Below are 13,431 nucleotides of genomic sequence, written 5' to 3'. Positions count from 1 at the left end.
CGCACAGATGGCGGCCAAAGTGCTGCATAGGCCATTCACGGTACAAAAACAAGCCAATCCCGGGACAACCGGACATCGGCCTGCTCTGTTTACCTATACGTTTTACTTGCCTAAAAACGATTTCAGCATCCACATGTGCTTTTCCAGCGTTTCCGTCATGCCAAGGAACATGTCGGCAGTCGCTTCGTCGCCTGCCGCTTCGGCAGCGGCAATTCCTTCCTTCAGCTCGCTGACAATAGTCGTAAAGTCACTGACCACCGCCTGCACCATCTGATCGGCAGACTCACCGCCTGTCGCCTCCTTGATGGATGCCTGCTCGATACAGGCCTTCATCGTAGACACAGGCTTGCCCCCTACAGCCAGCAGGCGCTCCGCGAGATCATCCACGTATTGGGCTGCCTCGTTGTACAGCTCCTCGAACTTGGCGTGCAAGGTGAAAAAATTTGCTCCCTGCACATACCAGTGGAAGTGATGGAGCTTTATAAACATCACGGACCAGTTGGCAACCTGCTTGTTCAACACCTCGGTAACAGGACGGCTCATTGTTGTGCTCATACAGACACATCTTCCTTTCATGGAAATCAAAGAACGTCTGTAGTGTACCGCCGAAAGATGCTCGCTATACCCGTCAGAGCGCCCTTACTTTTCCGCCTGCGAGCGCAGCGCACGCTCCTGCAAAAAGGCGATCGCATTGTACGCCTGCATGGCCGCTCCCACAGCCAGGCTGCGCTCGTCGATGTCAAAGCGCGGGTGATGGACAGGATAGATGCAGTCCTTTTCCTCGTTGCGCACCCCGAGATGGTAAAAAGCGCCCGGCACTTGTTCGGCGAAGAAGGCGAAATCTTCGACTCCCATCATCGGGAAGTCGTTGACGCGGACGTTACCTGATCCGAGCAGCGCCTCGCCGCAGCGCTTTACCTGATCTACCAGCTCCTTGTCGTTGATCAGGGATGTGTAGCCTTCCGCGAATTCGACCTGTGCCGATCCCCCCAGGCTGCGCGCCGTCAGCTCGGCGACCTCGCGCACCCGTTCCTTGACGAGCGCGCGGACGTTTTTGTCCAGCGTGCGGATCGTCCCTGTCAGCTTGACTTCCTGTGCCAAAATATTCGGGGCCGTCCCGCCCGCGATCATCCCGATCGTGACGACAGCAGCCTCCCGGGGGTCTACGTTGCGGCTGACGACCGTCTGCAGCGCGGTAATCACATGGGCGGCGATGACGATGGCGTCCCGGCCTTTGTGCGGATACGCCCCGTGGCCGTTTTCCCCCCGTACCGTAATGTGTGCATCGTCCGAGGCTGCGTTCATCTGCCCGTACTTGACCGCGATCTTTCCGGCCGGCAAATCGGCGGACACATGCAGGCCAAAGACGGCCTCGACGCGGGGATTATCCAGCACCCCTTCGCGAATCATCGGCAGCGCTCCGCCCACCGTCTCCTCGGCCGGCTGGAAAAACAGTTTGACGACGCCGGACAGCTCGCCGCGCAGCGCATTCAGGATGCGGGCTGCCCCCAGCAGGCAGGTCATGTGCGCATCGTGTCCACAGGCGTGCATCTTGCCCGGCACCTGCGAGCGGTAGAGAGTGTCATTTTGCTCATGAATCGGCAGAGCGTCCATATCCCCGCGCAGGGCGACGACTGCTCCCGGAGCCGCGCCTTCAATCACGCCGACCACACCCGTCCCGGCGGATTTGCAATAAGGGATGCCTATTTCTTCAAGGTAGCGGATGATCTGCTCCTGCGTGCGGAATTCCTCCATGCCGAGTTCGGGATATTGGTGAAAATCGCGCCGCACCTGTGTGAGCCACGGCAAAAGCTCCTGCGCCTGCTGCCAGATTTGGCCGGTCAACGGTGCCTTCATACCGTCACACTCTCCTCGATGATCAATTGGCAGCTCGTCGCATCCAGGCTCGCCTGCACGCCCAGCGGCAGCGCCATGTTGGTCGCCCCGTGGCCGATTTGAACATTCCAGACTGTCGGCTTTTGGTACGGCACGACGATATTTTGAAAGACGTCCCAGACCGTGAAGCCTTCCCGCTTTTTCGGTTCGCAATCCGTCCATGTCCCGATAATGATGCCCGCGCAGTCGTCAAACAGCCCGCCGAGTGCCAGCTGGGTCAGCATGCGGTCGATCCGGTACGGCTCTTCGGCGATGTCCTCGAGGAACAACAGCTTGCCCCGTGTATCGAGCTGATACGGCGTCCCCATCAACGCGGCGATCAGCGCGAGATTTCCGCCTACGACCGGTCCTGCGGCTTGCCCTTCCACCAGACAGACGATTTCTTCGTCCGGCGGGTTGATGATTGCGCCGAGCGGCTCGGGACGGGTCAAGGCGCGAAGCAAATACTGGGCCGTCCAGTCGTTCATCCCTTGCGCAATGTCGGAAGTCGCCATCGGCCCGTGCAAGGTAGCCAGGGACGCCTGCTGTCCGAAAGCCGTATGCAGCGCCGTGATGTCGCTGTAACCGACGAACAGCTTGGGGTTTTGCGCGATACAGTCGTAATCGAGCAAATGCAAAATTTGCGGGGCACCGTAGCCGCCCCGCATGCACATGATGCCGTCCACCTCGTCATCGGCGAACATTGCGTTCAACTCAAACGCGCGCTGCTGCGGCGTTCCGGCCAGATATCCCCCGTACCGCTCCCGGCACGTACCGCTGACCTTTACCTTGAAGCCGAACGATTCCAGCTCCGCAATCGATTTGACCAGCTGTTCCTCCGTCGCCGGGCTGGAAGTAGCCACCAGTCCGATCGTATCACCTGCGCGCAATGCTTTTCCTTTGTTCATCCCGCATTTCTCCTCTTATTTCTATGTACGCCCGTTTGAAGTCGATCTACGATTTTATTTCTATGCTCCGACCGCTCCCTCATTTCGCGGTTGCTGTCACTGATTTTCCATTTTTGATTTCATACAGCTCATGCTGCAACCGGTCCTGCTCGTCCACCTCCCGTCTATGGCTTGCGTACCCGCATGTAGCGATTGGTCGGCCTGCCGATACCGCCGTAGCTGACATCGAGCCGCACTCCTCCCACTTTTACCAGATAGTCCAGATAGCGCCTGGCCGTCACTCTGGCGATGCCGACGCGCTCCGCCACTTCTTCGGCCGACAGCGACTGATGCTCCCGATCGAGCTGGCGGACGATCTGATCCAGGGTAACAGCATGCAGCCCCTTGGGCAACGCTCCCGTGTCTGCGACTTGCTCGCTGCCCGTCCCGTGTTGCTCTGCCGATTGGCGGAACAGGAGACGGTCCACTTCCTCCTGGGACGCCACGCCCTCCCGACGGAGCTGCTGGCGATAGAGACGGTACGATTCCAGCGACTGCCGAATCCGGCCGAACTGGAAAGGCTTGATGATGTAATCCATGGCGCCGTTGCGCAGCATGGCAGAAATGGTCGGCTTGTCCTTGGCCGCCGTAATGACGATCACATCGACGGCCTGACCGCGGGCACGCAGCTCGACCAGCGCCTTGATCCCGTCCTGCACGGGCATGAAGACGTCCATCACGACCAGATCGGGCGCCAGCTCCTCGACCAGCCTGATTCCCTCTGCCCCGTTTGCAGCGACACCCACCACGGCAAAACCGGGAACGCGCTCGATGAATTGCGTGTTGATTTCCTGCACCATCGGATCATCCTCGATGACGACGACGCGAATCGTCTGCTCCGTCACTGTTCATTCACCTCCTTCATGGGAAACGTAATGAGAAAGCTGGCTCCTTGTCCGGGACGGGAGCGGCATTCCAGCTCGCCTCTCCCTTTTTTCACCTGCTGATGCACCAGATACATGCCGAGTCCGCGATGCTTCGGCTCCTTGGTGGAAAAACCGCGCTCCAGCATTCGCGCGAGCGTATCTTCATCCATCCCGATTCCGTTGTCTTCCACCAGCAGGGAGCAGATTTCGCTGTCCTGCTCGATACTGATCGTGATTTCCTTGTCCGGGCGGTCGCTTTTTTCGAGAGAATCGAAAGCGTTTTCAATCAGATTGCCAAGGATCAGCACAAAATCATGGTGGTCCATGTACGGCGGAAAGCGCTCCAGATGGCTCAGACGGTCAATCGTCACGCGAATGCCCAGCTCCCGCCCGCGGCTCACCTTGCCGAGCAACAGGCCGGAGATGTTCTCGTCTGTGATCCGCGTGGTCAGAAAAGAGGTCAGTTCCTCCTGCTGATCGCGTACCTCGAACAGGTAGGCGAGCGCCTTGTCGTACTGCTGGAGCTGAAGCAGACCGGCGATCGTATGCAGCTTGTTCATGTGCTCGTGGTTTTGCACGCGCAAGGCCCCGACGAATTCCTTGACGCCTGTCAGCTCCTCGGCCATCCGCGCGACCTCGGTCCGATCCTGGAAGATCGCCAGCGCCCCGACGACCTTGTCCTCGACCTTGATCAAAAAGCGGTTGGACCAGAGCAGCGTATTTCCGACGTGCAGCTCGGTGTTCAGGATGTTTTTTTGCAGCTCCAGCACTTCCGGCAGCCGCGTGTCGTGCAGCACGGAACGGATCGGCAGGCCCAGCACATCCAGTTCCCCGTCGATGCCGAATATTTGTTTGGCCCTGTCGTTGAAAATGGTGATCCGCTCCTGATTGTCGATGGCGATGACCCCTTCGTGCATAGCGTGAAAGGTGGCCGTCCGCTCAACGAGAATACGGGCGATTTCCTCCGGCTCCAGGTTGAACATTTGCTTTTTCATGTGGCGGGCCAGCTGGTACGAGCCCCACACGCCGAACAGCAGGGAGAGACAGAACGTCAGGACGATGTTGCCGCGTTCGCCCTGCATGATTTCCCAGATGCCGGGCATGACTCTGCCAACGAGGACGACCCCGACCTGCTGATGCTGGTCGTCCATGATCGGCACGTACGCGCGCAGGGCGAGGCCGAGCTCGCCGCGCACCCTCTGGATATACGAGTGTTCCGCATACGCCTCTTCCACTGCCTGATCGCGAAAGACCGTGCCGATTCTCTCCTCCCTTGGGTCGGAGAAGCGGATGCGGTCCATGTTCAGCACGACGATGTAGGTCACGTCGTTGACGATGCGCAGCCGGCGAGCGGTCGGAGCGATGATCTTCCAGCCGTCCGGCTTCTGGATGCTCGTCTGGACAAGCGGAATTTCCGCGACAGTGCGGGCTGTCGTCATCAGGCGTTGGCCGAGCTGCGTCTCAGTCAGCCGGATGACGCCTCCCACGAGGATCAGCCCGCCGATCAAGAGAGAGAACAGGACGATGCCGACGGAAAGCAGCATAATTTTCCATTGAATGCCCCAGCGTTTAAACAAAAAGGTTCTTCCTTCCGCCGATGATTGCTTGCTATCCTATATTTTGGTACAGTACACCCAGCAAATCAACTCATGCGAAGCAGGTGTCCGTCATGAAATCGTTTGCCAGCATCGCCCTGTTCGTACTCCTTGGCCTCGTCACTGCCGTCACAATCGGATTCCGTCAGGATTTTTCCTCTGCGCAGTGGAGCTACGACGAAGAACAGGAAAAGCTCTCGGAGCGAATCATCATCAAATTCAGCCACGTCGTCGCGGAAAACACGCCAAAGGGACTGGCTGTCGAACGTTTTTCCCAGCTCGTGCAAAAGAAAACGAAAGGCCGGGTAGAGGTGCAGGTATACCCCAACGGCATCCTGCACAGCGAAAAAACAGAGATTCCCGCCTTGATGAGCGGCGAAATCCAGATGATCGCTCCCGCCTTTTCCCATCTGTCTGGCACGATCCCCGAGTGGGCTGCCCTGGAGCTTCCGTACGTTTTCCGCGATCAGCGCGATGTCGAAGAAGCCTTTCACGGCGAAATCGGCCAAATGCTGTTCGCCACCCTGAAACGGTCGAACATGAAAGGCATGGCCTTCTGGGAGAACGGCTTCAAGCAGTTTACCTCCAATGAGCCGCTGCTCTTGCCCGAAGATTTGCGCGGCCATCGCATCCGGATCATCCCCAGCAAGGTGCTGGAGGAGCAGTACCGCACGTTGAACGCGACTCCTGTCGGCTCCTCGTTCAACGATCTGTACAGCATGCTCGCCAAAGGGGAAGTTGACAGCGAGGAAAATACCATCTCGAATGTGTATACCAAACGGCTGTACCAGGTGCAGAAGTACATGACCGTCAGCAACCACAACTATTTGGGATATGTCGTCATCATGAACCAGTCGTTCTGGAACAAGCTTCCGCCCGACATCCAGCAGGACATCGAGGAAGCGCTCGCAGAAGCGACCGCGTTCAACAACGAGCTGTCCGTCTCCTTGAACGAGAGCGAGCTGGAAAAGCTGAAAAAGATGAACGTCATGGCCATCCACGAGCAGACCGAGCAGGAGCGCGCAGCGTGGCGGGCGGCGCTGCAGCCGGTCTACGACAAATTCGCCCCATCCATCGGCAAGGATTTGATGAAAAAAATCAAAGAGCTTCACCAGAGGCGGTGAAGCTCGAGGCGGGCGGCGCATCCCGGCAGACACACGGGCAACTCGGCAGGCCAACTTGCACCGCTTTTTGCTCATGCAGACTCCTTCGGCAGAATCAGGGTGAAGGTGGAGCCCTGCGGCGTGCTCTCCTTGAGCACCAGCTCCCCGCCCATCGCCTTGGCGATCATGCGGGAGAAGGAGAGGCCGAGACCGAGGCCTCGAACCTTTTCCTTTTTGTTGCTGCCGCGGAAAAAACGCTCGAAAATCAGCGGCTGCTCCTGCGGCGGGATGCCCAGCCCGTTGTCTTTCACGTCGACGCGCATGTCTGCAGGCGTCTCGTACAGCGAAAGCTCGATCTTGCCTCCCTCTCCGGTCGCCTGCCTCGCGTTGTTCAGCAAATTGATCAAAATTTGCTGGACGCGCCCCGGATCGACCAGAATCGGCGTCTCTCTCTCGGGAATATTCATGCAGAGCGAGACGGAATCGGCGTCCTGCACGATTTTCCACTGCGAGGCGATCTCGCGGAGGAGCTTGCCCAGATTTTGCTCTTCTCGTGCGACTGCGATGGCTCCGACGGCAAACGAATTGAAGTCGAGCAAATCTTCCACCATGTTTTGCAGCCGCTTCGTCTCTTTCAGGCAAATCTGCAAAAATTCTTTTTCCTCGTCGCCCGAGACGACTTCATCGTTGATCGCCTGGACGAGCCCGCTGATGGAGGTCACCGGCGTTTTCAATTCGTGGGTGACGCCCGCGAGCAGCTCGGTGCGCATGCTTTCCAGCTGGCGCAGGCGATCCGCCATCTCCTTGAAGGTGTAGACGAGCTCGTGGATTTCCCGCTCCTTGATCGCCTTTGGGATCGGGACCTCGTAATTTCCCTCTACAATCTGCCGGGCTGCCACCACGACATTGCGGATCGGCTCGGACAGGCGGCGGGAATGAAAGTAGATGACCGCCCACCCCAATACGCCCAGGCTCCCCAGCATGATGACCAAGTATTGCAGTTCTTCCTTGCTGACTTTGATGTCCGTTTCCGGAAAAAGCAAAATCACTTTCCCAAGGATGCTGTCATTAAATTCCAGATTTTTCTTGACGACGTACAGCGTATCGCCGTTTGGCTGCTTAACCTTGTCGGCCTGATCGGCTTGCGCCAGGAGCCTGTTCAGGTTTTGCTGCAGCGCTGCTGGCAGTTGGCCGGGCCTGCTGTAGATCAGTTCGCCTTGCCGATTTTCGATAAACACCAGCAAATTCCGGTCGACCCCCATAAACCTGCGCCGGTTATCCAGCACCTGATGCAGCGATGCGCCCACGAGCAGCTTTCCTTCGTCATCGACGACGCGGTCTGCGACCTCCTCGGCAAACAGCCGCGTGACCTCGAGCTGTTTCTCTGTCGCCGCGTATTTGATCCAGTATGCGGAGACGACGCCGATGATGACCAGCCCGCAGCAGAGCGTAATCAGGTAGCGGACGGTCCAGTAGCGCAGGAGCGAGACGGGCTTGCTATTTTTGGTAAACACAGAACTGGTATCCCACCCCTCGCAGCGTCTTGATCTCCCCTTCGGAGGGCGGCCAGTTCTCCAGCGTCTTGCGAATCCGCTTGATCGCCAAATCGACGGCCCGGTCGCTGCCTCCGTAATCCATTCCCCACACCTGGTCGATCAGCTGGTCGCGGGTAAATGTCTGGTTCGGGTTTTGCGCCAAAAACAGCAGCAAGGACAGATCGCGGGGGTGTAGCTGCACATCCAGCCCGTGCAGCGTCACCTTATGCGAATGGAAGTTGATCTTCAGGCTGCCGAAGATGCGCGTCTCCTGGTCCTGAATCAGGATCGCGGAGCGCCTCAGCACCGCATTGACCCGGGCGACGACCTCCTCCGCCACGAACGGCTTCGTGATGTAGTCGTCTGCCCCTTCGTTCAGCCCCATCAGCTTTTGATCCGTCTGTCCCAGCGCAGTAATCATGATCACCGGACAGGCACTCTTTTCCCGTATGTACTGCAAGATTTCCCAGCCGTTGCGCTCGGGCAGCATGACATCGAGCAGCACCAGATCCGGCTTGTTTTCGTCAAACAGCCGCAGGGCCTCGATCCCGTCGACAGCCTGCCACACGTCGTAGCCCGCTTTCTGCAAATAAGCCTTCAATACTCGCGAAATGACGAGCTCATCCTCTACTAACAATATGCTTTTCATGGAAGCCGATCCTGATTGATAGACATATCATCATTCCCCATTTGCGGCCACATATGCGTGCCGCTCTTCTCTCATTCTATACTATCAGTTTACCTCTTTCTCTTCCTATGTGGATTTGCTCTTTTTGGAAATAGGAAAAAAGCCTTGCTTTCCCAAAGGCTCGGGGAGCAAGGCTTGTCATGAAAACTATCAGATTTCGTCGTCGTCGAAGTAGATCGTACCGTCGTCGCTGTCGCCTTCAAAGTCGTGCAGTTCATCGTCGGAGCTGCTGTCGATGATAGTACCCTTTATATCGCTATCATCAAAATCATCCCAGATGTCGTTCACGATGTCTTCTACCAGCGATTTCAGTTTTTTCTCGCTCAGGTCGTCGTACTCATCCTCGTAGTCGTCGAAGTCGATCGCGATTTCTACCTTGATCTTGTCTTCGTCGCCATCAAGGCTGATGTCCCATTCCAAATCTTCGTAATCGCCGTAGTCGTCATTCAGCTGATCTTCCAGATCGGACAATTCGCTATCAAAGTCATCATCGTCATTGTTTTTATAATCAGCCAGATCGTCTTCGAGATTGTCGATTTCATCGTTCAGGTCCTCGATTTGCGATTTGAGGCGTTGAATTTCCGCGTCCTTCGCAGCGAGCTGCGCCTCGTAGCCAGGGTCTGCCTGATCTTTCACGTTGATGGTATAGGTCGTTCCATCCCACGTAATGTTCTTGTTGAACACGCCTGCCATCATACGCAGCGGGATATAGGTCGTCCCGTTTACAATAAATGGCTCGATTGTAGTAGGAACTTGAACGCCGTTATACAGGACTTTGATGTTGTTGTAGTTGGCTGTCAAAGTTGTCTTTGCCACTTGTGCATCAGAGCTTGCAGGGAACAAGCCCGCTGTCAAGAGCAGTGCAGATGCAACTGCCAGATATTGTTTTTTTAACACGCTACATCCTCCATTCTCCCGGTTGTGATCAATGTCGTACGTGCTATGTACAATTTCTACTTTACCTATGATTCATGTCGAGAGTATGTCAATGCCGACATTTTCATCTGGAAAATCGAGTCGATCAGACAAGAGTCCGACAAGACCAAAAAGACCAAAACAACCAATATGACCGTATTCTATTCTTTCGGAGAGTCCTTTTATACAATTCAAACCATACGATTGAAGCGCTTTCATATTCCAATCACTTTTACAGAGGGGGACGAGGTCACATGCGGATCAATTTTAAAAATTTGACCGTGCAAGTGGTTATCGCGATCTTGCTCGGTATTCTTGTCGGTCATTTCGCTCCAAAATTCGGCGCAGAACTGAAGGTACTGGCAGACATTTTCGTCAAGCTGATCAAAATGGTCATCCCGCCGATTGTCTTCTTTACGGTTGTCAACGGCATCGCCGGCATGGGCGACATGAAAAAGGTCGGAAAGATCGGCGGAAAAGCCCTGATTTATTTTGAAATCGTTACCACGATTGCGCTGGCAATCGGCCTGTTCATCGTGAATGTCATCAAACCGGGCCACGGCTTCGACAAAACCGGTCTGACCAAGGGCGATGTAACGCAATACACCAAGGCCGCAGCCGAAACAAGCCACGGCTTCGTCGATTTCTTCGTCGGCATCATCCCGGACAACGTCGTCGGCGCGCTGGCCAAAGGCGAGCTGCTGCCGATCCTGTTCTTCGCGGTGCTGTTCGGCCTCTCGCTTGCTGCCATGGGACCTGCCTCCCAGCCGGTCATCAAGCTGTTTGACAAGCTGACTCACGGATTTTTCGGCGTTGTCAACATGATTATGAAAGTCTCCCCGATCGCCGCATTCGGCGCAATGTCCTACACGATCGGCAAGTTCGGGATCGGCTCGCTGGGCAGACTCGGCCTCTTGATGACGTCGGTCTACATCACGATGTTCCTGTTTATCGTTCTCGTGCTCGGCTCCATTGCCCGCTACTACAAGTTCAGCATCTTCTCTTTTATCAACTACATTCGCGAAGAAATCTTGCTCGTACTCGGGACGTCGTCTTCCGAGTCCGCCCTGCCGCGCATGATGGAACGACTGGAGAAGTACGGCTGTTCCAAATCCGTCGTCGGTCTGGTCGTGCCAACCGGTTATTCGTTCAACCTCGACGGCACCGCCATTTACCTGTCGATGGCGGCGATGTTCATCGCCCAGGCGTACGGCGTGGATTTGAGCATCTGGCAGCAAATCACCCTGCTCGGTATCTTGATGATTACTTCCAAAGGCGCTGCCGGTGTGACAGGCTCCGGATTCATCACGCTCGCCGCAACGCTGGCCGCTTTCCCGATGATTCCGGTGGAAGGCATCGCCCTGCTGCTCGGGGTCGACCGCTTCATGTCGGAAGCCCGCGCGATCACGAACCTGATCGGAAACGGCGTCGCAGCTGTCGTCATCGCCAAGCAAGAGGACGAGTTCCATCCGGGAACGGTCAAGGATGAAACGAAGTCTGTAACGGCATAAGCTCCAAAATGACGCTGCAAAAGGAAACGGCTGTCTGTTTATACACAGGCAGCCGTTTTCTTTTCAGCTCGACACGTGCTGTCTTGAGCGGGTCGAGCATTTGGCAGACGGGCAAATTGCCGTCCGTCACCCTCTTTTCAATATCCCCAAATACTCTTTCCACGGCCCCACGTCCTCTGCGTATCGCTTGGCCATGAGCCGCACGATCTGGGCGATGTGCGTCAAGTCGTGGACGACCCATGTCGACAGCAATTCCCGCAGCTTCACCTCGCCGAACTCCGGATGCAAACCCGTTCGCTCGAGATGCACCTGCGGCTGGATGACGGTCTGCAGCTTCGCAATATTTTCTCTGCGAATCTGCTGAAACGACTGCAGCTTTTGTTCCATCGTGCTCTTTGTCTGTTGGTTAAGATGGGCAAAACGGTCAAACGGGGGAAAGAGCTGCCGTTCCCCTTCTTGCAAGATGCTTTCCATTCGCGGAATCCAGTTGACTTTGTCCGCCTCGATGAGATGGTCGATCACTTCTATGGCGTTCCATGTACCCTCGCCTTCCCTGCCCTGCAGCCACCCGTCAGACAGCCCGTTCAACAGACTCTCCAACGTTCGCGGCGTTCGCTCCAGCACTTCCATCGCTTCCTGTAAGGTGAAATTCATCAGTCAGCCCTCCTCGTTTGTCCGTCGGCATGGACGTACACGTATGGCTAACCAATTCGCTCTCCACCGCCAATTGCCTGCCTTGCCTCCCGCTATTCCTGGTTGTGCTTGTATCCTGCGGCGGTATTCGACTACAGCAAAGCCAGACAAACTCCAATACCATGTATTGGTTACGACATCAAATGCAAAGGAGAGTGAGCGCTGCATGGGGAAAAGCAAGAAAAAAATCATCGTCGGGATCGCCTTCAACTCGAAAAAGCTGAAGCTCAACCGCAAAAAGAGATTTTCCTCGCGCTGGATCAAGAAACGGATGAAGGTCTTCATGCGCTATACGCGCAAAAGCTTGCAAAAGCAGAGCAATCAAGGGTTCGTGGCTCTCGTCGAATACGAGGACCGCTCCCGCAAAAAAATCAAAAAAGCCCTGCGCAAATACAGGAAGCTCCCGAAAAATATCAAGTTCATCCCGAAAAGCAAATACCAAAGGAGCATCAAAAAGCGTCTGAAAGGCTATCGCTATCTGTATCTGGTGCGGCTCGACTCCGATGACATGTACCGCAAAAACTACATCCAGCAGCTCAAGAATCATCGTCCAAGAAAAGGCGTCCGGGCCATTATCAACCAGCATGGCTACATGTACGACGCGAAGCGGAAGCGAATCGCCCCGATGTACGCCAAGTCGCCGGCCTTCTACACCCTGATCTACAAAGCGAAGGACTATTTGAAAGGAAAGAGGTACCGCCTGCGCGGCGGGCACCCTGCAGTTATCCGCCTGCGCCACGACAAGCTGCGCCGGCGCAACTTTGTGCACATCATCCACGGCGGTAATACGACGAGCAAATTCCGCTCGAAGCGAAACAAGGTAATCGACAAACGCCGGATCGTGAAGGACCGGCGGAGAGTGCGCAAAATCTTGTCTTCGTTTATGTAGACGAGACAAGGATCTCCTCCCTGTTCTTTATGCAAAAAAGCAGCTCATCCTCGGCGCAGGACGGGCTGCTTTTTTCGCTTGGCGTTGTGCCGTTGCCATTTTTCGGAGCCAGGTCAATCGCCTGGAGCGAGCCTGTCACGTAAAATCACAGCCGTCACTGGCATCGGACTTGCTCTGTTCGCGGATGACTTTTTCCGCCTCGCGATCCCGCCAGCCAAGCTCCCCTTTCATTGTCCAGTCAAAAAGGCGGTCGTCCAGCAGTTCAGCGAGGATGGCACGCTTTTTCTTTTCCTCCAGGGATAACGCCAGGACGCGCCTGCGCATCTCTCCCAGAAAACGCGTGTATTCCGCGTATTCCGGACCGATGCTTCTCTCCAGCTGCTGCCGCAGCTTTCTGGCCAGGCCGGGATTGTGCCCGCCGGTAGAAATGGCGATCTGCAAATCTCCCCGCTCTACCACGGAAGGAACCGTAAAGGTACACAGGTCTGGCCGATCCACGATGTTAACCCATTGATGGGGCAGGCAGGACCGGTAGACGGACAGATTGACGTCTGCATCGCCGGTCGCCGCGATGACGATTACGGCATCCCGCACGTCTTCCGGTACAAAGGGCCGCCTGGCGAGCGCAATCCGTCCTTGGTGCATCCACGCCTCGACCGCTGCTGTGCAGGAAGGAGCGACCACAGTGACAGAAGCACCTGCGGCCAGCAGCCTGTCGATCTTCCTCTCCGCCACTTGCCCGCCTCCGACGACGAGGCAGGGCTTGTTTTGCAGATTGACCATCATCGGGTAATGCCGCATGGCTCCTTCCTCC

13 protein-coding genes are annotated in these 13,431 nt (G+C 56.2%); 3 read left to right on the top strand and 10 right to left on the bottom strand.

The genetic code is table 11. The features are described from left to right. Positions 1-102: 102 nt before the first annotated feature. The 5 genes from ACFSO0_RS03245 to ACFSO0_RS03225 form a co-directional block, all read right to left on the bottom strand. Positions 103-555, bottom strand: coding sequence for a Dps family protein (locus ACFSO0_RS03245; protein ID WP_376876227.1), 453 nt, complete (start codon positions 553-555; stop codon positions 103-105). Positions 556-639: 84 nt separating this feature from the next. Beyond that, positions 640-1,857 carry a M20 metallopeptidase family protein gene (locus ACFSO0_RS03240; protein WP_376876224.1) on the bottom strand — a complete coding sequence of 406 codons (1,218 nt, stop codon included), beginning with the start codon at positions 1,855-1,857 and terminating at the stop codon, positions 640-642. Beyond that, a complete protein-coding gene (locus ACFSO0_RS03235; RefSeq protein ID WP_376876221.1) occupies positions 1,854-2,783 on the bottom strand; it encodes a S66 peptidase family protein in 930 nt (309 codons plus the stop codon). The genes ACFSO0_RS03240 and ACFSO0_RS03235 overlap by 4 nt, the downstream gene beginning before the upstream one ends. A gap of 164 nt (positions 2,784-2,947) precedes the next feature. Next, complete coding sequence (locus tag ACFSO0_RS03230; protein ID WP_376876322.1) at positions 2,948-3,622, bottom strand: response regulator; 675 nt, start codon at positions 3,620-3,622, stop codon at positions 2,948-2,950. 41 nt (positions 3,623-3,663) lie between these two features. Beyond that, on the bottom strand, positions 3,664-5,232 hold the full coding sequence (locus tag ACFSO0_RS03225) for an ATP-binding protein (protein ID WP_376876319.1): 1,569 nt from the start codon (positions 5,230-5,232) through the stop codon (positions 3,664-3,666). A gap of 125 nt (positions 5,233-5,357) precedes the next feature. Here ACFSO0_RS03225 and ACFSO0_RS03220 point away from each other — a divergent pair, with 125 nt between their 5' ends. Further along, entirely contained in the window at positions 5,358-6,407 is a 1,050-nt protein-coding gene (locus ACFSO0_RS03220; protein WP_376876218.1) for a DctP family TRAP transporter solute-binding subunit, read from the top strand. Between the two features lie 71 nt (positions 6,408-6,478). Here the strand turns inward: ACFSO0_RS03220 and ACFSO0_RS03215 are convergent, their stop codons facing one another. The 3 genes from ACFSO0_RS03215 to ACFSO0_RS03205 all read right to left on the bottom strand — a co-directional run bounded on the left by ACFSO0_RS03215 (position 6,479) and on the right by ACFSO0_RS03205 (position 9,506). Beyond that, positions 6,479-7,900, bottom strand: coding sequence for a HAMP domain-containing sensor histidine kinase (locus ACFSO0_RS03215; protein WP_376876215.1), 1,422 nt, complete (start codon positions 7,898-7,900; stop codon positions 6,479-6,481). Continuing rightward, positions 7,884-8,570: a response regulator transcription factor gene (locus ACFSO0_RS03210; RefSeq protein WP_376876212.1), complete on the bottom strand. Its 687-nt coding sequence runs from the start codon at positions 8,568-8,570 to the stop codon at positions 7,884-7,886. The genes ACFSO0_RS03215 and ACFSO0_RS03210 overlap by 17 nt, the downstream gene beginning before the upstream one ends. Before the next feature lie 189 nt (positions 8,571-8,759). Beyond that, the gene (locus ACFSO0_RS03205) at positions 8,760-9,506 is read right to left on the bottom strand and encodes a stalk domain-containing protein (protein ID WP_376876209.1); all 747 of its coding nucleotides are present in this window, start codon (positions 9,504-9,506) and stop codon (positions 8,760-8,762) included. A 272-nt stretch (positions 9,507-9,778) separates the two neighbouring features. On the opposite strand from ACFSO0_RS03205, the gene ACFSO0_RS03200 reads away from it, so the two are divergent. Beyond that, positions 9,779-11,035 carry a dicarboxylate/amino acid:cation symporter gene (locus tag ACFSO0_RS03200; protein WP_376876206.1) on the top strand — a complete coding sequence of 419 codons (1,257 nt, stop codon included), beginning with the start codon at positions 9,779-9,781 and terminating at the stop codon, positions 11,033-11,035. Positions 11,036-11,161: 126 nt separating this feature from the next. On the opposite strand, the gene ACFSO0_RS03195 is transcribed toward ACFSO0_RS03200, so the two are convergent. Beyond that, a complete protein-coding gene (locus tag ACFSO0_RS03195) occupies positions 11,162-11,689 on the bottom strand; it encodes a DinB family protein (RefSeq protein ID WP_376876203.1) in 528 nt (175 codons plus the stop codon). Positions 11,690-11,894: 205 nt separating this feature from the next. On the opposite strand from ACFSO0_RS03195, the gene ACFSO0_RS03190 reads away from it, so the two are divergent. Next, a complete protein-coding gene (locus ACFSO0_RS03190; protein WP_376876200.1) occupies positions 11,895-12,617 on the top strand; it encodes a glycosyltransferase family A protein in 723 nt (240 codons plus the stop codon). 135 nt (positions 12,618-12,752) lie between these two features. Here ACFSO0_RS03190 and ACFSO0_RS03185 read toward each other — a convergent pair whose 3' ends face one another. Continuing rightward, positions 12,753-13,418: a precorrin-2 dehydrogenase/sirohydrochlorin ferrochelatase family protein gene (locus ACFSO0_RS03185; protein ID WP_376876197.1), complete on the bottom strand. Its 666-nt coding sequence runs from the start codon at positions 13,416-13,418 to the stop codon at positions 12,753-12,755. Positions 13,419-13,431 lie beyond the last annotated feature (13 nt).

It is taken from the genome of Brevibacillus sp. GCM10020057 (genome assembly GCF_042683565.1).
GTDB lineage: Bacteria > Bacillota > Bacilli > Brevibacillales > Brevibacillaceae > Brevibacillus.
This window is presented reverse-complemented; position numbering and strand designations above follow the sequence as displayed.

Bases quoted from the DNA above. Each gene is read 5' to 3' on its own strand.
- ACFSO0_RS03245 (WP_376876227.1), bottom strand. From the start codon at position 555: ATGAGCACAACAATGAGCCGTCCTGTTACCGAGGTGTTGAACAAGCAG.
- ACFSO0_RS03240 (WP_376876224.1), bottom strand. From the start codon at position 1,857: ATGAAGGCACCGTTGACCGGCCAAATCTGGCAGCAGGCGCAGGAGCTT.
- ACFSO0_RS03235 (WP_376876221.1), bottom strand. From the start codon at position 2,783: ATGAACAAAGGAAAAGCATTGCGCGCAGGTGATACGATCGGACTGGTG.
- ACFSO0_RS03230 (WP_376876322.1), bottom strand. From the start codon at position 3,622: ATGGTGCAGGAAATCAACACGCAATTCATCGAGCGCGTTCCCGGTTTT.
- ACFSO0_RS03225 (WP_376876319.1), bottom strand. From the start codon at position 5,232: ATGCTGCTTTCCGTCGGCATCGTCCTGTTCTCTCTCTTGATCGGCGGG.
- ACFSO0_RS03220 (WP_376876218.1), top strand. From the start codon at position 5,358: ATGAAATCGTTTGCCAGCATCGCCCTGTTCGTACTCCTTGGCCTCGTC.
- ACFSO0_RS03210 (WP_376876212.1), bottom strand. From the start codon at position 8,570: ATGAAAAGCATATTGTTAGTAGAGGATGAGCTCGTCATTTCGCGAGTA.
- ACFSO0_RS03200 (WP_376876206.1), top strand. From the start codon at position 9,779: ATGCGGATCAATTTTAAAAATTTGACCGTGCAAGTGGTTATCGCGATC.
- ACFSO0_RS03195 (WP_376876203.1), bottom strand. From the start codon at position 11,689: ATGAATTTCACCTTACAGGAAGCGATGGAAGTGCTGGAGCGAACGCCG.
- ACFSO0_RS03190 (WP_376876200.1), top strand. From the start codon at position 11,895: ATGGGGAAAAGCAAGAAAAAAATCATCGTCGGGATCGCCTTCAACTCG.
- ACFSO0_RS03185 (WP_376876197.1), bottom strand. From the start codon at position 13,418: ATGCGGCATTACCCGATGATGGTCAATCTGCAAAACAAGCCCTGCCTC.